The sequence below is a fragment of the Pseudoalteromonas luteoviolacea genome (assembly GCF_001696455.1).
Lineage (GTDB): Bacteria > Pseudomonadota > Gammaproteobacteria > Enterobacterales > Alteromonadaceae > Pseudoalteromonas > Pseudoalteromonas luteoviolacea_C.
In genome coordinates this window covers 1-18,154 of sequence record NZ_MAUJ01000010.1, presented here as the reverse complement: position 1 = coordinate 18,154, position 18,154 = coordinate 1, and the positions used below count along the sequence as shown (strand labels likewise).

The following is an 18,154-nucleotide window of genomic DNA, read 5'->3' as shown; positions in this document are numbered from 1 at the left end:
TGTAGGGTGAGCGTTGAATGCATTTTACTGGCTATGGAACATAACAGGAAAATTGAGAGCGCTATGTGGCCTGTCATAAGCTGCACAAAGCGTTAAGGAGATGTAATGAGTTCAACACGAGTGAATTTGCACGAAAAGGCAAAACGCGCGCTTGAATTGATGGATCTAACGTCGTTGAATGAGCATGATACAAACGAAAGCATTATTGCGATGTTAGACGAAATTGACGCAGAAGCTGGGCTGCCCGCGGCAATATGTGTGTACCCGCAGTTTGTTGCGCTATGTAAAGCTCAGTTACAACAACGAGGCTTTGACAGTGTAAAAGTTGCGACTGTCACGAACTTTCCGTCAGGCAAAGAGCCGCTCGAGGCTGTGCTTGAGCAGACGCGACAAGCGATCACTGATGGTGCCGACGAAATTGATTTAGTGATGCCATATAGCCAAGTAATGATGGGTGACCCTGATACGCCTTGGCAATATGTTCGTTCTAGTAAAGATGTGTGTGGTGACAAAGTGCACCTTAAAGTCATTATAGAGAGCGGGGTATTGAGTGAGCCGGACGTGATTGCGCAAGCGAGTGACATTGCCATATTGGCCGGCGCCGACTTTATTAAAACAAGCACAGGCAAAGTGCCAGTGAATGCCACTTTGCAGGCAGCAGAAATTATGCTTTCTCGTATAAAGGCGAACAATAAGCCAGTTGGTTTCAAAGCGGCGGGGGGGGTAAAGACGGTAGCTGAAACATTACCTTATATTAATGCTGCTGAAAGCATAATGGGGGCATCATGGGTTAATGCCGGACATTTTAGATTTGGTGCATCAAGCTTACTTGCGGATATAAAAGCTATATTGGCAGAAGCGTCTTGATTGTCAGTGAGGGAGTAGCGAATACTACTCCTCTAAATCCCTGCTAAAGGGGCGTTGTAAAGTCAAGGATTTGCTGTCCAATCTGGCCGTTGAAATAGTTGAATGCAACGTATACCCGCCAAGGCTTTTCGCACTCAGCAAGCTTGGTCAGGTCTACAGTAAGCTGGTGATTGAGCTCAGAGTAGTGTCTATCCTCGGGGTGCTGCTTTTCCCCATTTTGTGTCGACTTAAACCAGCGCTGATGAATTTTTGCTGGACAAGTTCTATGCTGTTCTGGTGTTTGAATAGAGAGTTCTATATTTTTTAAATCGCTGTCGGTTTGGGGTTGCCAGCTCAGTGTTAGTTCATCACTATCTAACGTGATGGCTTCTAGATCCTGGTCGTTACTTGGATAAATAAACTCGACCAATTGAGGCAAAGTTACAGCGCCAAATGACGTGACAGACTCATTTCTAGATAATGTAACTTCAAAGTTATCTTGTGCTGTCGAAGGGTCTTTTAGCACCGCTGAGATAACGCAGCAGTGTTCAGGTGTTGCACCTAAATTTGCGTACTGTTTATTTGAAAATCGATAGGTTTCACCGCTCGTGGTTACGAGCTTTAAGCTATCCGCGCCCGTCAACTTGATTAACTTTCCGTCTTTATCTTCCAACGTTACGGTGCCTTCAATAGTCGCTTGAAGATATGGCTGATAGTTATTTCTATTAGTATAAAATTGAGAGATGATAAAACTCTCTTGTGATAACGAGGTGGTCGACAGATCTTCAACCTTGTCCGAGTCTTTACTGTCACAACCAACAATAAGAGTGGCGGTGAGTGCCAAAATATACCTTTGAATCATTCAAACTCCCTTGATTGTTTTTATTTATCCCGTGTGAGGGCTATTCGCAATAGCGGTGAAAATTTTAAAGGTTAACTTGAAGTTTCATACTTTAGCCCAAAATATATGCTCAGTATTAAGGGGACAAAGCAAGCCGGCTAGCACGGTGCTGCTCAAAGTGTTACTGCGCTATGTGGGTATATTTGGGTGTAAGCATTGAGACCTTCATAGTTGATTGAAGTGTATCTTTTTTAAGCGGTTATGCAATAATAAATGCTTGTTATTGAGCAAAATACTGGCGACAAATACGCTTTCTAAGAGACGCGATAGAGCGTGTCTATTTCTGTCGAGACAATAAAAGCTGGGAAAATAATGCGATGTATAACTTTTACACTTGTTTTCAGTTTGTTCGTCAGTATAATGGGCATCCACTTTGCAGGGGCGTAGTTCCAATTGGTAGAACAGCGGTCTCCAAAACCGATGGTTGCGGGTTCGAGTCCTGCCGCCCCTGCCACTCAAAACTTTTTAGTCCAAATCTAAAATAATGTGTGTTTTCTTGTCGCTTATTTATAAATTTGGATTTAATGGATTAACCCTGTCAGTGACAGGGTTGTTGTGTCTGTATTTAAGGTAAAACAATTATGAGCACTAATGTTGAAAACCCGTCTAGCTCGATGGACACGGTAAAATGGCTAGTTGCAGTTGTACTACTCACTGGCGCAGTAGTTGGTAACTACATGTATGCAGATATGTCTGCACTGGTACGCGCTGTAGGCGTTGTGGTTGCAGTGGGTGCCGCTTTAGGTATTGCCGCAACAACCGAAAAAGGACGTACTTTTATTGCTTTTGCAAAAGAGTCTCGTATTGAGGTTCGTAAAGTTGTCTGGCCTACGCGTCAAGAAGCAACGCATACTACAATTATCGTGATGGCAGCAACAGTAGTGATGGCACTTATCCTTTGGGGATTAGATGGCTTGCTATTCCGTGCTGTTGGCTTTTTAACTGGATTGGAGATCTGATCCCATGTCGGATGAGAACAAAGAAAAGAAATTACGTTGGTACGTAATTCAAGCGTTTTCTGGTTTTGAAAAGCGCGTTGCTCAAACTATTATCGAGCATATTAAAATTGAAGGCTTAGAAGAAGACTTCGGTGAAGTACTAGTACCTACAGAAGAAGTTGTAGAGATGCGCGCTGGTCAAAAGCGTAAATCTGAGCGTAAATTCTTCCCAGGTTATGTGCTTGTTCAAATGGTGATGAATGATGCATCTTGGCATTTGGTGAATAGCACACCACGTGTTATGGGCTTTGTTGGCGGTACTTCTGATCGTCCAGCACCTATTAGTCAGCGTGAAGCTGATCGTATTCTTAACCGTCTACAAGAGAATGCTGAAGCACCTAAGCCAGCTACTCTATTTGAGCCGGGTGAAGTGGTTCGCGTTATTGATGGTCCATTTGCAGATTTCAACGGTGTTGTTGAAGAAGTGGATTATGAAAAGAGCCGCTTAAAAGTATCTGTACTTATCTTTGGTCGTTCAACTCCGGTTGATCTTGAGTTCGGTCAAGTTGAGCAAGATACTTAATTTGCAGTAATTTTGTACAATTGCAAAAAAAAATTGAAAAAGGCCGCTGATTAAACTATAATCAGCGGCCTTTTTGTAGGTAGTGAAATACTACCGCGAAAAGTAAGAATTTTTTAATCGGGAAGCCGTTTGAGTACGCGTCCTCGCGCGCACAAGGCTAAGACCCATCTAACGAGGTTATTTAACATGGCTAAAAAAGTTGAAGCTCTAATCAAGCTACAAGTTGCTGCTGGTATGGCTAACCCTAGTCCTCCAGTAGGTCCTGCACTAGGTCAACACGGTGTAAACATCATGGAATTCTGTAAAGCGTTCAACGCACGTACAGAGTCTATCGAAAAAGGTGCACCGGTTCCTGTAATCATTTCTGTTTACAACGACCGTTCATTCACTTTCGACATGAAAACTCCGCCAGCTTCTTACCTACTTAAGAAAGCTGCTGGTATCAAGTCTGGTTCTGGCCGTCCTAACACTGAAAAAGTTGGTACTGTAACACGTGCTCAACTAGAAGAGATTGTTGAGACTAAACGTCCAGATCTTACTGCTGCTGATATGGACGCAGCTGTACGCACGATCGCAGGTTCTGCACGTGCAATGGGCTTGAACGTAGAGGGGTAATTGAGAATGGCTAAATTAACTAAACGTATGCGTACTATCCGCGAAAAAGTGGAAGTAACTAAAGAGTACGAAATCAACGAAGCTGTTGCTCTTCTTAAAGAACTAGCTACTGCTAAGTTCGTTGAAAGTGTAGACGTTGCTGTAAACCTAGGCATCGATGCTCGTAAATCAGACCAAAACGTACGTGGTGCAACTGTACTACCTCACGGTACTGGTCGTGAAGTTCGCGTTGCAGTGTTCACTCAAGGTGCTAACGCTGACGCTGCTAAAGAAGCGGGTGCTGACTTAGTAGGTATGGAAGAGCTTGCTGAGCAAGTTAAGAAAGGCGAAATGAACTTTGACGTTGTTGTTGCTTCTCCAGATGCAATGCGCGTTGTTGGTCAACTAGGTCAAATCCTAGGTCCACGTGGTCTTATGCCTAACCCTAAAACTGGTACTGTAACGCCTAACGTTGCAGAAGCAGTTAAAAACGCTAAAGCTGGTCAGGTTCGTTACCGTAACGACAAGAACGGTATCATCCACACTACAATCGGTAAGGTTGACTTTGACGCTAACCAGCTTCAAGAAAACCTTGAAGCACTTATCGTTGCTCTTAAGAAGGCTAAGCCTTCTCAAGCGAAAGGTACTTACTTGAAGAAAGTAAGCATCTCAACGACTATGGGCGCGGGTGTTGCTGTAGACCAAGCTACTCTAAACACGCAAGTAGCGTAATTTAGATTTTAGCGTTTACATGGCGTAAAAATTAGACTATAATTTTGCGCCATTTCGTTGAGAAGTGACTTCCAACGAAGCAAAGAATTCGGGTTGAAGCGCATAATTTCGAACTGTTGTTTATCAAATTTGGTCTACAATAAAATCGATAAATTGCGTTTCCGTCCAAGACCGTAGGTGTAACTCTGTTACTTAATCTTCCTACGTAGACGGTGTGAATCCCAGCTAGATTTTCCTAATCTTCTGGTTCTCGCCGTAAAAAGCAGCTCAAGGTCATTTGGCTTTGAGTAAAGTAGAACTAGGGACATGTTCCCTATCAACCAGGAGTAACACCCATGGCTTTAAATCTTCAAGACAAAAAAGCAATTGTTGCTGAAGTCAACGAAGCTGCCAAAGGTGCTCTATCTGCAGTAGTTGCAGATTCTCGTGGTGTAACAGTAGATGCGATCACTGCGCTTCGTAAAGAAGCTCGTGAAGCTGGCGTATGGATGAAAGTTGTCCGTAACACGCTTGCTAAACGCGCTGTTGAAGGTACTGATTATGAGTGCCTTAACGAATCGCTAGTAGGCCCAAGCCTAATCGCTTTCTCTTCAGAGCACCCAGGTGCTGCTGCTCGTATCTTTGCTGATTTCGCAAAGAAAAACGAGTTGTTCGAACTGAAAGCGGCTGCATTTGAAGGCAATGTTGTTGACGTAGATATGCTTGCTAAGCTACCTACTTACGACGAAGCTGTTGCACGCTTAATGAGCGCTATGAAAGAAGCGTCAGCTGGTAAATTGGTTAAAACAATTGAAGCTGTACGTGTTCAGAAAGCTGAAGAAGCTGCTTAATCGCACCTTTTACACTTTCATCAATAAATTTTTTTGAACCTCATGGGTTCGTGATTAATTAGGAAACTTAAAATGTCTGTAACTAAAGACCAAATCCTTGACGCGATTGCTGAAATGTCAGTAATGGAAGTTGTTGAACTAGTTGAAGCAATGGAAGAAAAATTCGGTGTAACTGCAGCTGCTGCTGTTGTTGCTGCTGGTCCTGCTGAAGCTGCTGAAGAGAAGACTGAGTTCGACGTAATCCTAGCTGGCGCTGGCGGTAACAAAGTTGCTGCTATCAAAGCTGTACGTGGTGCAACTGGTCTTGGCCTTAAAGAAGCAAAAGCTCTTGTTGAGTCTGCTCCTGCGCCAATCAAAGAAGCTGTTTCTAAAGAAGAAGCTGAAGCACTTAAGAAAGATCTTGAAGAAGCTGGTGCTGAAGTTGAGATCAAGTAATCTAGCATACGCTAGGTTCGCTGCCTGAGAAATCAGGCAAGGGCTGGTGATTTTTTAATCACCGGCCCTTTTGCGCTCTAGAGCGAAAGTATTACTATTGCGCAATAAAAACCTAAATTCTTCATGTTTTTCAATGGTTTAATCTTTTTGGGAACTGTTGAATTTGGGGAGACAATTTAGATGTTGTTATCATGGCTTAGATGCCAATGAATGCTGTTCTGCATGAACAGGTTGGGTCAAAGATCAGCAAGCTGAGGAACCCCATGGCTTACTCTTATTCTGAAAAGAAACGTATCCGTAAGGATTTTGGTAAACGTCCACAAGTATTGGATATACCTTTCCTTTTGCAAACGCAGTTGGAATCGTTCAAAAAATTCATTACTCCGGACGCGGATGGCGATACTGGATTGGAAGCTGCATTCCGTTCTGTGTTCCCTATCAAAAGCTACTCGGGCAATTCTGAACTTCAATACGTGAGTTACCGTATCGGAGAACCAGTATTCGATGTAAAAGAATGTCAAATTCGCGGTGTGACTTATTCTGCTCCACTTCGCGTTAAATTACGTCTTGTGCTAATGGACAAAGAAGCGCCAGGCACAGTAAAAGACATTAAAGAGCAAGAAGTTTACATGGGCGAGATCCCGCTCATGACAGACACAGGTACTTTCGTTATCAACGGTACCGAGCGTGTTATCGTTTCTCAGCTACACCGTTCACCTGGTGTATTCTTTGATAACGACCGCGGTAAATCTCACTCTTCGGGTAAAGTGCTTTATAATGCACGTGTTATCCCTTACCGTGGTTCATGGTTAGACTTTGAATTCGATGTTAAAGATAACCTATTCGTTCGTATTGACCGTCGTCGTAAGCTACCAGCTTCAATCATTTTACGTGCGCTTGAATATACAACGGAAGAGATTCTTGAGTTGTTCTTTGAGACAACTGCGTTTGAAGTATCAAACGGTAAAGTGATGATGGAACTAGTACCTTCTCGCCTGCGTGGTGAGACAGCTGTATTTGATTTAAAAGATGCAGAGGGTGAAGTACTAGTTGAACAGGGCCGTCGTATCACAGCTCGTCATATTAAAAACATCGAGAAGAAAGGTCTCACACAGCTTGAAGTACCGCATGAGTACATTATTGGTCGTGTTATCGCTAAAAACTACATTGATGAGTCAACAGGTGAGATCATCGCTGAAGCGAACGCTGAATTGTCGCTTGAGTTGATGGCTGAGCTTGTTAAGGCTGGTCATACTAAAATTGATACACTATATATCAATGATGTAGATAGCGGTGCGTACATGTCTGAGACTGTTCGTATTGATTCTTCTTCAAACCGCCTTGAAGCATTGGTAGAAATCTACCGTATGATGCGCCCAGGTGAGCCACCAACGAAAGAAGCTGCTGAAGCTTTATTCGATAATCTATTCTTCTCTGATGAGCGTTATGACCTGTCAACTGTTGGTCGTATGAAGTTCAATAGCCGTGTTGGTTATGACTCAGATACAGGCCCAGGCACGCTGAGCAAAGAAGACATCGTTTCTGTTATGAAAGTTCTAATCGACATTCGTAACGGTAAAGGTGAAGTGGATGATATCGACCACTTAGGTAACCGTCGTATTCGTTCTGTTGGCGAAATGGCTGAAAACCAATTCCGTGTTGGTCTAGTACGTGTTGAACGTGCTGTTCGTGAGCGTTTGAGCCTAGGTGATCTAGACAACGTAATGCCACAGGACTTGATCAATGCTAAGCCGATTTCTGCAGCTGTTAAAGAATTTTTCGGTTCTTCTCAGTTGTCACAGTTCATGGACCAAAACAACCCGCTTTCAGAAGTAACGCATAAGCGTCGTATTTCTGCATTAGGTCCGGGTGGTTTGACACGTGAACGTGCAGGCTTCGAAGTACGTGACGTACACGTAACTCACTACGGTCGTGTTTGTCCAATCGAAACGCCTGAAGGTCCAAACATCGGTCTAATCAACTCACTATCTACGTATGCGCGTACAAACGATTATGGCTTCCTAGAGACGCCGTATCGTAAAGTTGTTGACGGCATCGTAACTGACGAAGTTGATTACCTATCTGCAATTGAAGAAGGCCAATTTGTTATCGCACAGGCGAACACAAACTTGACCGAAGCAAACCAATTTGCAGAAGAGCTAATTCCATGTCGTTATAAAGGTGAATCAACCTTTATGCCAAGCGACAGCATCCAATATATGGATGTATCGCCTCAACAGGTTATTTCTGTTGCTGCGGCACTTATCCCATTCCTAGAGCACGATGATGCGAACCGTGCATTGATGGGATCGAACATGCAACGTCAAGCAGTACCAACACTACGCGCTGATAAGCCGTTAGTCGGTACAGGTATCGAGCGTACACTTGCAAAAGATTCAGGTGTAACAATCGTTGCTAAGCGTGGCGGTGTCGTTAAGTATGCTGATGCGAGTCGTATCGTTGTAAACGTAAATGAAGATGAGCGCGTTCCTGGTGAAGCGGGTATCGACATTTATAACTTAACTAAGTACACGCGTTCGAACCAAAACACTTGTATCAACCAAAAGCCAACTTGTATGGTTGGTGAGCCAGTAGTACGCGGTGACGTACTAGCTGATGGTCCTTCTACGGATCTTGGTGACTTGGCACTTGGTCAAAACTTACGTGTTGCGTTCATGCCTTGGAATGGTTACAACTTCGAGGATTCAATCCTACTTTCTGAGCGAGTTGTACAAGAAGATCGTCTAACTACGATCCACATCCAAGAGCTTCAGTGTATTGCGCGTGATACTAAGCTTGGTCCAGAAGAGATCACAGCTGATATCCCTAACGTAGGTGAGTCTGCACTTGGCAAACTAGATGAGTCAGGTGTTGTATACATCGGTGCTGAAGTAAAAGGCGGCGACATCCTAGTAGGTAAAGTAACGCCTAAAGGTGAAACGCAGCTAACACCAGAAGAAAAGCTACTACGTGCGATCTTCGGTGAGAAAGCATCTGATGTTAAAGACAGCTCTCTACGTGTACCTAACTCTGTATCTGGTACAGTTATCGACGTTCAAGTTTTCACCCGTGATGGTGTGGAAAAAGACAAGCGTGCGCTAGAAGTTGAAGATATGCAGCTTCGTGAAGCGAAAAAAGACTTTAACGAAGAATTCAAGATCCTTGAAGGTGGCATCTTGACTCGTGCGCGCAAACTACTTGTTGAATCTGGTCAAAACGAAGATGCAATCGCTCTTCTAGGTGCTGAAAAGCTATTGACTCAGAGCCTAGCTGACGAAGCGCAACAAGCAGAACTTGAGCAGCTAGCTGCACAGTATGACGAGCTTAAAGCTGAGTACGACAAAAAGTTTGAGAACAAGCGTCGTAAGATCACACAAGGTGATGATCTAGCGCCAGGTGTTCTTAAGATTGTTAAAGTTTACCTAGCTGTTAAACGTCGTATCCAACCGGGTGATAAGATGGCTGGTCGTCACGGTAACAAAGGTGTTATCTCGACTATCGTACCAGTAGAAGATATGCCTTACGATGAAAGAGGTCGTACGGTAGATATCGTTCTTAACCCACTAGGTGTACCGTCTCGTATGAACATCGGTCAGATCCTTGAAACGCATATGGGTCTGGCGGCACGTGGTATCGGTGAGCGCATCGAAGACATGATGAAAGAACAAGCGGAACTTCATGAGTTACGTGATTTCATCAAGAAAGCGTATGAGCTTGGTGACTGCCGTCAAGAAGTAGACATTGCTAGCTTCTCTGATGACGAAGTTCGTCGTCTAGCTAACAACCTGAAAGGTGGTCTACCAATCGCGACGCCAGCATTCGATGGTGCTAAAGAAAGCGAAATCAAAGAGCTACTAGAGCTGGGTGGTTACCCGTCAAGTGGTCAGGTTACGCTTTATGATGGTCGTACTGGTGATGCGTTTGAGCGTCAAGTAACTGTAGGTTACATGTACATGCTGAAACTAAACCACTTAGTAGACGACAAGATGCACGCGCGTTCAACCGGTTCTTACAGCCTTGTTACTCAGCAGCCGCTGGGTGGTAAAGCACAGTTCGGTGGACAGCGTTTCGGTGAGATGGAGGTATGGGCATTAGAAGCATACGGTGCTGCCTATACACTACAGGAAATGTTGACAGTTAAGTCGGATGACGTAAATGGTCGTACGAAGATGTATAAGAACATCGTAGACGGTAACCACAAGATGGAACCGGGTATGCCAGAGTCATTCAACGTATTGTTGAAAGAAATCCGCTCGCTAGGTATCAACATCGAGTTGGAAGAAAGTTAATCCGACCGGCAGCTCTTTGGAGCTGCCAATCCGGACTGTAACTTTAAAGAATGAAGGGGTGAGCAACGCTTGCCCTCAAGATTAACTCCGACAGGAGAGCTAAGGTGAAAGACTTACTTAAGTTTCTGAAGCAACAAAATAAGACCGAAGAATTCGATGCAATTCGCATTGGTCTTTCTTCTCCAGACATGGTTCGCTCATGGTCATATGGTGAAGTAAAGAAACCTGAGACAATCAACTACCGTACTTTCAAGCCTGAGCGTGACGGCTTATTCTGTGCCCGTATCTTCGGCCCAGTAAAAGATTACGAATGTTTGTGTGGTAAATACAAGCGATTAAAACACCGTGGTGTTATCTGTGAGAAGTGTGGCGTTGAAGTTACACTAACTAAAGTGCGTCGTGATCGTATGGGTCACATTGAGCTTGCAAGCCCAGTAGCGCATATTTGGTTCCTTAAATCACTACCGTCTCGTATCGGCTTAATGCTTGATATGACACTTCGTGACATCGAGCGCGTACTGTACTTCGAATCTTTCGTAGTAACAGAGCCAGGTATGACAACGCTAGAGCGTGGTCAACTATTAGGTGAAGAAGAGTACCTAGATGCACTTGAAGAGCACGGTGATGAATTTGAAGCGAAGATGGGTGCAGAAGCTGTACTTGACCTACTTCGTGAATTAGACCTTGGTCAGTTAATCGCAGAAATGCGTGAAGAGTTGCCAACAATTAACTCTGAGACTAAGCGTAAGAAAATTACTAAGCGTCTTAAGCTAATGGAATCATTCCACCAATCAGGTAACAACCCTGAGTGGATGATCATGAGCGTACTACCTGTACTTCCACCAGATCTACGTCCACTAGTACCACTAGATGGCGGTCGTTTTGCGACATCAGATCTGAACGACTTATACCGTCGTGTTATCAACCGTAACAACCGTCTGAAGCGTCTACTAGACCTAGCTGCACCAGACATCATCGTACGTAACGAAAAGCGTATGTTACAAGAAGCGGTAGATGCACTACTTGATAACGGTCGTCGTGGTCGTGCGATCACAGGTTCTAACAAGCGTCCTCTTAAGTCGCTTGCAGACATGATCAAAGGTAAGCAAGGTCGTTTCCGTCAAAACCTTCTTGGTAAGCGTGTTGACTACTCAGGCCGTTCTGTAATCACAGTTGGTCCAACACTTAAACTTCACCAGTGTGGTCTTCCGAAGAAGATGGCACTAGAACTATTCAAGCCATTCATTTACGGTAAGCTAGAGCGCCGTGGCATGGCGACTACCATCAAAGCTGCGAAGAAGATGGTAGAGCGTGAAGTACCAGAGGTTTGGGACGTACTTGATGAAGTGATCCGTGAACACCCAGTTCTATTGAACCGTGCACCAACACTTCACAGACTTGGTATCCAAGCATTTGAACCGGTACTTATCGAAGGTAAAGCAATCCACCTACACCCGTTGGTGTGTGCGGCATATAACGCTGACTTCGATGGTGACCAAATGGCGGTACACGTACCGTTAACATTAGAAGCACAGCTTGAAGCACGTGCACTAATGATGTCTACAAACAACATCCTTTCACCTGCAAGTGGTGAGCCTATCATCGTTCCTTCACAGGACGTTGTATTAGGTCTTTACTACATGACGCGTGACCGCATCAATGCAAAAGGTGAAGGCATTGCGTTTAAAGACCCGAAAGAAGCAGAAAAAGCTTACCGTACAGGTACTGCTGAGCTTCACGCACGCGTAAAGGTTCGTTTAACAGAAACTATTGTTGACGAGGAAACAGGCGAGCGTTCGGAGAAAACTCATATTGTTGATACAACAGTAGGTCGTGCGATCCTTTCATTGATCATGCCAAAAGGTCTACCGTTTGAGCTTATCAACAGAGCGCTTGGTAAGAAGCAGATCTCTGGTCTTCTTAATGAGTGTTACCGTCGCCTAGGTCTAAAAGACACAGTCGTGTTTGCTGACCAAGTGATGTATACAGGTTTCCACTACGCGATGAAGTCAGGTGTGTCTATCGGTATTAACGATATGGTTATTCCACCTACGAAGACTGAAATCATCGAGCGCGCTGAAGCTGAGGTTGCTGAAATCAACCAACAGTTCCAGTCTGGTCTTGTAACTGCGGGTGAGAAGTACAACAAAGTTATCGATATCTGGTCACGTGTTAACGAGAACCTTTCACGTGAAATGATGGCTAACTTATCGAAAGACACAGTAGTGAATGCACAGGGTGAAGAAGAGCAACAAGACTCTTTCAACTCAGTATTCATGATGGCCGACTCGGGCGCACGTGGTAGTGCAGCTCAGATTCGTCAGCTAGCGGGTATGCGTGGTCTAATGGCACGTCCAGATGGTTCAATCATCGAGACGCCAATCACAGCTAACTTCCGTGAAGGTCTAAACGTACTTCAGTACTTCATCTCAACGCACGGTGCACGTAAAGGTCTTGCCGATACCGCACTTAAGACAGCGAACTCAGGTTACCTAACTCGTCGTCTAGTAGACGTTGCGCAAGATTTGGTTATCAACGAATCAGATTGTGGCACGTTAGAAGGCCTAGTAATGAAGCCGCTTATTGAAGGTGGTGATGTTGTAGAACCACTTCGCGAGCGTGTTCTAGGTCGTGTTGTTGCTGAAGACGTATGTAAGCCTGGTACTGACATCGTACTTGTTGAGCGTAACGTAATGCTTGACGAAAAACTGTGTGACCTTTTAGAAGAGCACTCAGTAGATGAAGTTAAAGTACGCTCTGTAATCACTTGTGAAAATGACTTTGGTGTTTGTGCATTCTGTTACGGTCGTGACCTTGCACGTGGCCACATCATCAACCCAGGTGAAGCAGTCGGTGTAATCGCTGCTCAGTCAATCGGTGAGCCAGGTACACAGCTTACGATGCGTACGTTCCACATCGGTGGTGCGGCATCAAGAGCATCTGCTGAAAACAGCGTACAAGTTAAAAACAACGGTAGCATGAAGCTACACAATGCCAAATATGTATTGAATACTGATGGTAAGATCGTTGTAACTTCACGTTCGACTGAAATCACGGTTATCGATGAGCAAGGTCGTGAGAAAGAGCGCTATAAAGTACCTTACGGTGCGGTTCTTTCTGTACAAGATGGCGCTGAAGTTAAAGGTAACGACATTGTTGCTACGTGGGACCCGCATAGTCACCCAATCGTTATCGAGCACCAGTCAAAAGTATCGTTCAGCGATATCGATGACTCAAACACTGAAGCACAGACTGACGAGCTAACTGGTCTAACGCGTGTTGTTGTTAAAGACTTAGCAAAGGTGAATGCAAAAGAGCCTAAGTTAATCATTGAAAACGAAGAGCGTGGCCTACAAGAAATTCGTCTACCTTCATTCACCACGATTGAAATCACAGACGGCGCAACGGTTCAGCCGGGTGACGTATTAGCACGTATCCCGCAAGAAGGTTCGAAGACGCGTGATATCACCGGTGGTCTACCTCGAGTTGCTGACTTGTTCGAAGCGCGTAAGCCGAAAGATCCTGCAATCCTTGCAGAGATCACAGGTACTGTGAGCTTCGGTAAAGAGACGAAAGGTAAGAAGCGTCTAGTAATCACGCCTGATCAAGGTGATGCTTACGAAGAGATGATCCCTAAGTGGCGTCAGCTGAACGTGTTCGAAGGTGAACAAGTTGCTAAAGGTGAAGTTATCGCCGATGGTCCTGAGTCTCCACATGATATCCTACGTCTACGTGGCGTGACTGATGTATCAAACTACATCACGAACGAGGTTCAGGAAGTTTACCGTCTACAGGGTGTAAAGATTAACGATAAGCACATTGAGACGATCGTTCGTCAGATGCTGCGTAAGTGTATCATCCTTGACGGTGGTGACACTGAGTTCCTAGCAGGCGAGCAAGCTGAAGTGGCACGCGTAAACATCGCAAACCGTGAGCTTGAGAAGCAAGGCAAGATCCCAGCTAAATTTGAAATTCAGCTAATGGGTATTACCAAAGCATCACTTGCAACAGAATCGTTTATCTCTGCGGCATCGTTCCAGGAGACAACGCGTGTTCTAACTGAAGCTGCTGTAAATGGTAAGAGCGATGAGCTACGTGGTCTGAAAGAAAACGTAATCGTTGGTCGCTTAATCCCAGCGGGTACTGGTTTCGCTTATCACCAAGACCGTATCAACCGTCGCAAAGAAAGTGAATTGCCAGTTGAAGAGCAAACAGTTAGTGCAGAAGAAGCATCTCAAGCACTTACTGATGCATTGAACGCTGATCTACTAGGTGGTAACGAGTAAGTTAAGCTTACTTAGTGACACTGACGTAAATTAAAAAGCCGCCTGTACAGGGCGCTTTTTTGATCTAACGACTAAGCTTTATAAGCAAGCCAAAAAAGCCAGCTAATTTGGCTGCTACGAAATACTGTAATCTACTTGTCTTTTACACTTGATATTGTCTCTGCAAAGTTGGCTGTAAAAACAGAGATGTGATTGTTCATTTTCGAGGTTATAAGTACTGAACCTTTCCAGACGCTACACTGCTGCGTTTATATCTTTCTCATCACTTTAGTACCCTGAAACAACAAAATTAGCGAAAAATACGGCCGTAAAATGGATTTTTATTGACAGGTTAATCTTTGCTCATTAAAATTCGGCCACCCATTTACTCGTTCCATCAAAATGGCATGTGTAAAAGGGTCGATTTTATTTTTTCAGTAGTAATTTTAACTAATCAGGAGCTATTTAATGGCAACTATTAACCAGCTAGTACGTAAGCCACGTCGCAGCAAGGTTACAAAGAGCAACTCTGCTGCTCTTAAAGCTTGTCCTCAAAAGCGTGGTGTATGTACTCGTGTATATACAACTACACCAAAGAAACCAAACTCTGCATTACGTAAAGTAGCGCGTGTTCGTCTTACGAACGGTTTCGAAGTAACTTCTTACATTGGCGGTGAAGGCCACAACCTTCAAGAGCACAGTGTAATCCTTATCCGTGGTGGTCGTGTTAAAGACTTACCAGGTGTGCGTTTCCACACTGTACGTGGTGCGCTTGACTGTGCGGGTGTTAACGATCGTAAACAAGGTCGTTCTAAGTACGGTGCAAAACGTCCTAAGGGCTAATGGTTCTCCGTTAGTAAGGCCAAGCACTTAAGTTTTAATATTGAATAATTTGTTTTGGGGATTCGTTGAAAAAACGAACCTGAAGATATCGGAGAGATAAAATGCCTAGAAGACGCGTAATAGGTCAACGTAAAATTCTTCCAGATCCGAAGTTCGGATCAGAACTTCTTGCTAAATTCGTTAACGTAGTAATGTTAGACGGCAAGAAATCTACTGCTGAAAAAATCGTATATGGTGCGCTAGACGTGGCTGCTGAAAAATCAGGCAAGTCGCACCTAGAAATCTTTGAAGCTGCACTTGAAAATGTACGCCCTGCGGTTGAGGTTAAGTCTCGCCGTGTTGGTGGTTCTACATACCAAGTACCAGTTGAAGTACGTCCAGTTCGTCGCAACGCATTAGGTATGCGTTGGTTAGTAGACTCTGCACGTAAGCGTGGCGAGAAATCAATGGGTCTTCGTCTTGCACAAGAGATCCTTGACGCTGCGGACAATAAAGGCACTGCGGTTAAGAAACGTGAAGACGTTCACCGTATGGCTGAAGCGAACAAAGCATTCGCTCACTACCGTTGGTAATCTGCCCAAGACCTTTAAGAGGATATTATGGCACGTACTACTCCAATTGAGCGCTATCGTAACATCGGTATTTGTGCTCACGTAGATGCAGGTAAAACCACCACGACAGAACGTGTACTTTACTACACGGGTCTATCTCACAAAATTGGTGAGGTACATGATGGTGCTGCAACTATGGACTGGATGGAGCAGGAGCAGGAGCGTGGTATCACCATTACTTCTGCTGCGACAACGTGTTTCTGGAAAGGTATGGATGCTCAGTTCCCTGAGCATCGCATCAATATCATTGATACTCCAGGACACGTAGACTTTACTATCGAAGTAGAACGCTCTTTGCGTGTACTCGATGGTGCAGTTGTTGTTCTTTGTGCTTCATCAGGCGTACAACCACAAACAGAAACTGTTTGGCGTCAAGCCAATAAATACGAAGTTCCTCGTATGATCTTCGTCAACAAGATGGACCGTACAGGTGCGGACTTCTTGGCAGTTGTGGATCAGGTGAAAGAGCGCCTCGGTGCGACACCTGTGCCTATTCAGTTACCTATTGGTGCTGAAGACGAATTTAAAGGTGTTATTGATCTCATCAAAATGAAAGCTATTAACTGGAACGAAAGTGACCAGGGAATGACTTTTACTTATGAAGAGATCCCTGCAGAACTTCAGGATTTAGCTGAAGAGTGGCACTCTCACTTAGTTGAAAGTGCAGCTGAAGCGACTGAAGAACTAATGGACAAATATTTAGAAGAAGGTGAGTTGAGTGAAGAGGAGATTAAGTCTGCTATTCGTCAACTAACATTGAGCAACGAAATTGTGCCAATGTCATGTGGTAGTGCATTCAAAAACAAAGGTGTTCAAGCAGTGCTTGATGCAGTTATTGAATTCATGCCATCACCAACAGAGGTTAAAGAGATTCAGGGTATCCTTGAGGATGACTCTGAAGCTACTCGTCCAGCTAGTGACGACGCGCCGTTTTCGGCGTTGGCGTTTAAAATTGCGACAGACCCATTTGTTGGTACATTGACTTTCTTCCGAGTTTATTCTGGTACGGTTGGCCAAGGTGACTCTGTTTATAACCCTGTAAAGGGTAAAAAAGAGCGTTTTGGTCGTATTGTTCAGATGCACTCAAATTCGCGCGAAGAAATTAAAGAAGTTCGCGCCGGTGATATTGCTGCTGCGATTGGACTTAAAGACGTTACCACTGGTGACACGCTTTGTTCTCAAGATTCAGTGATCACATTAGAGCGTATGGAATTCCCAGAGCCTGTGATCTCAGTAGCGGTAGAACCGAAAACAGTCGCTGATCAAGAAAAGATGGGTGTTGCACTAGGTAAACTGGCTGCAGAAGATCCTTCTTTCCGTGTTGAGACTGACGATGAGTCAGGTCAAACGATCATCTCTGGTATGGGTGAGCTTCACCTTGATATCATTGTTGACCGTATGAAACGTGAATTCAACGTTGTTTGTAACGTTGGTAAGCCGCAAGTGGCATACAGAGAAACCATCCGTGGTTCTGTAGAAGCTGAAGGTAAGTTTGTACGTCAATCTGGTGGTCGTGGTCAATATGGTCACGTATGGCTGAAATTGGAACCAATGGATTTTTCTGATGAAGACGCACCTACTTACGAATTCGTTAACGAAATCGTAGGCGGTACGGTTCCTAAGGAATATATCCCAGCGGTTGATAAAGGTATTCAAGAGCAAATGAAACAAGGTGTGCTTGCGGGCTATCCTCTGTTAGGTGTGAAAGCAACGTTATTTGACGGCTCTTTCCACGACGTTGACTCAAACGAAATGGCCTTTAAGATCGCTGGTTCAATGGGCTTCAGAAACGGTGCTTTAGAAGCGCAACCAGTGCTTTTAGAACCTGTTATGAAAGTTGAAGTCACTACCCCTGAAGAAAACATGGGTGATGTAGTAGGCGACTTAAATCGTCGTCGCGGCATGATCGAAGGTATGGAAGACGCTTTTGGTGGTCTTAAGCTTGTCAATGCACAAGTGCCACTGTCTGAAATGTTTGGTTATGCAACCGATTTACGTTCTGCAACGCAAGGTCGTGCTTCGTACTCAATGGAATTCTCCAAGTACGCAGAAGCGGCGAAAAACGTTGCTGACGCAATAATTGCAGCTCGCGCTGTTAAGTAATTTTAGTTCGGTCCGGTCTTAGGACTGGACTTTAATTTCTTTATAGGAAATTTTAAAATGGCAAAAGAAAAGTTTGAACGCGTAAAACCGCACGTAAACGTAGGTACAATCGGCCACGTTGACCACGGTAAAACAACTCTAACAGCAGCAATCACTAACGTACTTGCAAAAGTATACGGTGGTG

The 18,154-nt window shown here is 44.4% G+C and carries 14 protein-coding genes and 1 tRNA gene; 14 read left to right on the top strand and 1 reads right to left on the bottom strand.

The annotated features are described in order from the left end of the window. Positions 1-105 precede the first annotated feature (105 nt). Positions 106-867, top strand: a complete 762-nt coding sequence (deoC, locus tag A7985_RS21435; protein WP_065792492.1) for a deoxyribose-phosphate aldolase — start codon at positions 106-108, stop codon at positions 865-867. Positions 868-910: 43 nt separating this feature from the next. Here the strand turns inward: deoC and A7985_RS21430 are convergent, their stop codons facing one another. Continuing rightward, positions 911-1,708, bottom strand: coding sequence for a hypothetical protein (locus tag A7985_RS21430; protein WP_065792491.1), 798 nt, complete (start codon positions 1,706-1,708; stop codon positions 911-913). Between the two features lie 416 nt (positions 1,709-2,124). Here A7985_RS21430 and A7985_RS21425 point away from each other — a divergent pair. The 13 genes from A7985_RS21425 to A7985_RS25875 all read left to right on the top strand — a co-directional run. Continuing rightward, positions 2,125-2,201, top strand: a tRNA-Trp gene (locus tag A7985_RS21425). 127 nt (positions 2,202-2,328) lie between these two features. After that, positions 2,329-2,706: a preprotein translocase subunit SecE gene (secE, locus tag A7985_RS21420; RefSeq protein ID WP_023400589.1), complete on the top strand. Its 378-nt coding sequence runs from the start codon at positions 2,329-2,331 to the stop codon at positions 2,704-2,706. A gap of 4 nt (positions 2,707-2,710) precedes the next feature. After that, the gene (gene nusG / locus A7985_RS21415) at positions 2,711-3,268 is read left to right on the top strand and encodes a transcription termination/antitermination protein NusG (RefSeq protein WP_065792490.1); all 558 of its coding nucleotides are present in this window, start codon (positions 2,711-2,713) and stop codon (positions 3,266-3,268) included. Between the two features lie 186 nt (positions 3,269-3,454). Beyond that, entirely contained in the window at positions 3,455-3,883 is a 429-nt protein-coding gene (gene rplK, locus A7985_RS21410) for a 50S ribosomal protein L11 (RefSeq protein ID WP_010387320.1), read from the top strand. Between the two features lie 6 nt (positions 3,884-3,889). Beyond that, complete coding sequence (rplA, locus tag A7985_RS21405; protein ID WP_063358452.1) at positions 3,890-4,594, top strand: 50S ribosomal protein L1; 705 nt, start codon at positions 3,890-3,892, stop codon at positions 4,592-4,594. Positions 4,595-4,929: 335 nt separating this feature from the next. Continuing rightward, on the top strand, positions 4,930-5,424 hold the full coding sequence (gene rplJ / locus A7985_RS21400) for a 50S ribosomal protein L10 (RefSeq protein ID WP_023400586.1): 495 nt from the start codon (positions 4,930-4,932) through the stop codon (positions 5,422-5,424). Positions 5,425-5,496: 72 nt separating this feature from the next. After that, positions 5,497-5,859 carry a 50S ribosomal protein L7/L12 gene (gene rplL / locus A7985_RS21395; RefSeq protein WP_023400585.1) on the top strand — a complete coding sequence of 121 codons (363 nt, stop codon included), beginning with the start codon at positions 5,497-5,499 and terminating at the stop codon, positions 5,857-5,859. A gap of 263 nt (positions 5,860-6,122) precedes the next feature. Further along, the gene (gene rpoB, locus A7985_RS21390; protein ID WP_065792489.1) at positions 6,123-10,148 is read left to right on the top strand and encodes a DNA-directed RNA polymerase subunit beta; all 4,026 of its coding nucleotides are present in this window, start codon (positions 6,123-6,125) and stop codon (positions 10,146-10,148) included. A 104-nt stretch (positions 10,149-10,252) separates the two neighbouring features. Further along, entirely contained in the window at positions 10,253-14,434 is a 4,182-nt protein-coding gene (gene rpoC, locus A7985_RS21385; protein ID WP_065792488.1) for a DNA-directed RNA polymerase subunit beta', read from the top strand. Positions 14,435-14,881: 447 nt separating this feature from the next. Then, positions 14,882-15,256 carry a 30S ribosomal protein S12 gene (gene rpsL, locus A7985_RS21380; RefSeq protein ID WP_010387308.1) on the top strand — a complete coding sequence of 125 codons (375 nt, stop codon included), beginning with the start codon at positions 14,882-14,884 and terminating at the stop codon, positions 15,254-15,256. Between the two features lie 101 nt (positions 15,257-15,357). Then, positions 15,358-15,828 (top strand): 30S ribosomal protein S7, encoded by a 471-nt coding sequence (gene rpsG, locus A7985_RS21375; protein WP_039611450.1) that lies wholly within the window; start codon positions 15,358-15,360, stop codon positions 15,826-15,828. Between the two features lie 27 nt (positions 15,829-15,855). Continuing rightward, entirely contained in the window at positions 15,856-17,970 is a 2,115-nt protein-coding gene (fusA, locus tag A7985_RS21370; RefSeq protein ID WP_065792487.1) for an elongation factor G, read from the top strand. A gap of 57 nt (positions 17,971-18,027) precedes the next feature. Further along, positions 18,028-18,154, top strand: a 127-nt coding sequence (locus A7985_RS25875; RefSeq protein ID WP_033023824.1) for a GTP-binding protein, incomplete at its 3' end; no start/stop codon positions are given.

What these genes read in the sequence shown, in the direction of transcription:
- deoC (WP_065792492.1), top strand. Translation starts at nt 106, where the DNA reads ATGAGTTCAACACGAGTGAATTTGCACGAAAAGGCAAAACGCGCGCTT.
- A7985_RS21430 (WP_065792491.1), bottom strand. Translation starts at nt 1,708, where the DNA reads ATGATTCAAAGGTATATTTTGGCACTCACCGCCACTCTTATTGTTGGT.
- secE (WP_023400589.1), top strand. Translation starts at nt 2,329, where the DNA reads ATGAGCACTAATGTTGAAAACCCGTCTAGCTCGATGGACACGGTAAAA.
- nusG (WP_065792490.1), top strand. Translation starts at nt 2,711, where the DNA reads ATGTCGGATGAGAACAAAGAAAAGAAATTACGTTGGTACGTAATTCAA.
- rplK (WP_010387320.1), top strand. Translation starts at nt 3,455, where the DNA reads ATGGCTAAAAAAGTTGAAGCTCTAATCAAGCTACAAGTTGCTGCTGGT.
- rplA (WP_063358452.1), top strand. Translation starts at nt 3,890, where the DNA reads ATGGCTAAATTAACTAAACGTATGCGTACTATCCGCGAAAAAGTGGAA.
- rplJ (WP_023400586.1), top strand. Translation starts at nt 4,930, where the DNA reads ATGGCTTTAAATCTTCAAGACAAAAAAGCAATTGTTGCTGAAGTCAAC.
- rplL (WP_023400585.1), top strand. Translation starts at nt 5,497, where the DNA reads ATGTCTGTAACTAAAGACCAAATCCTTGACGCGATTGCTGAAATGTCA.
- rpoB (WP_065792489.1), top strand. Translation starts at nt 6,123, where the DNA reads ATGGCTTACTCTTATTCTGAAAAGAAACGTATCCGTAAGGATTTTGGT.
- rpsL (WP_010387308.1), top strand. Translation starts at nt 14,882, where the DNA reads ATGGCAACTATTAACCAGCTAGTACGTAAGCCACGTCGCAGCAAGGTT.
- rpsG (WP_039611450.1), top strand. Translation starts at nt 15,358, where the DNA reads ATGCCTAGAAGACGCGTAATAGGTCAACGTAAAATTCTTCCAGATCCG.
- fusA (WP_065792487.1), top strand. Translation starts at nt 15,856, where the DNA reads ATGGCACGTACTACTCCAATTGAGCGCTATCGTAACATCGGTATTTGT.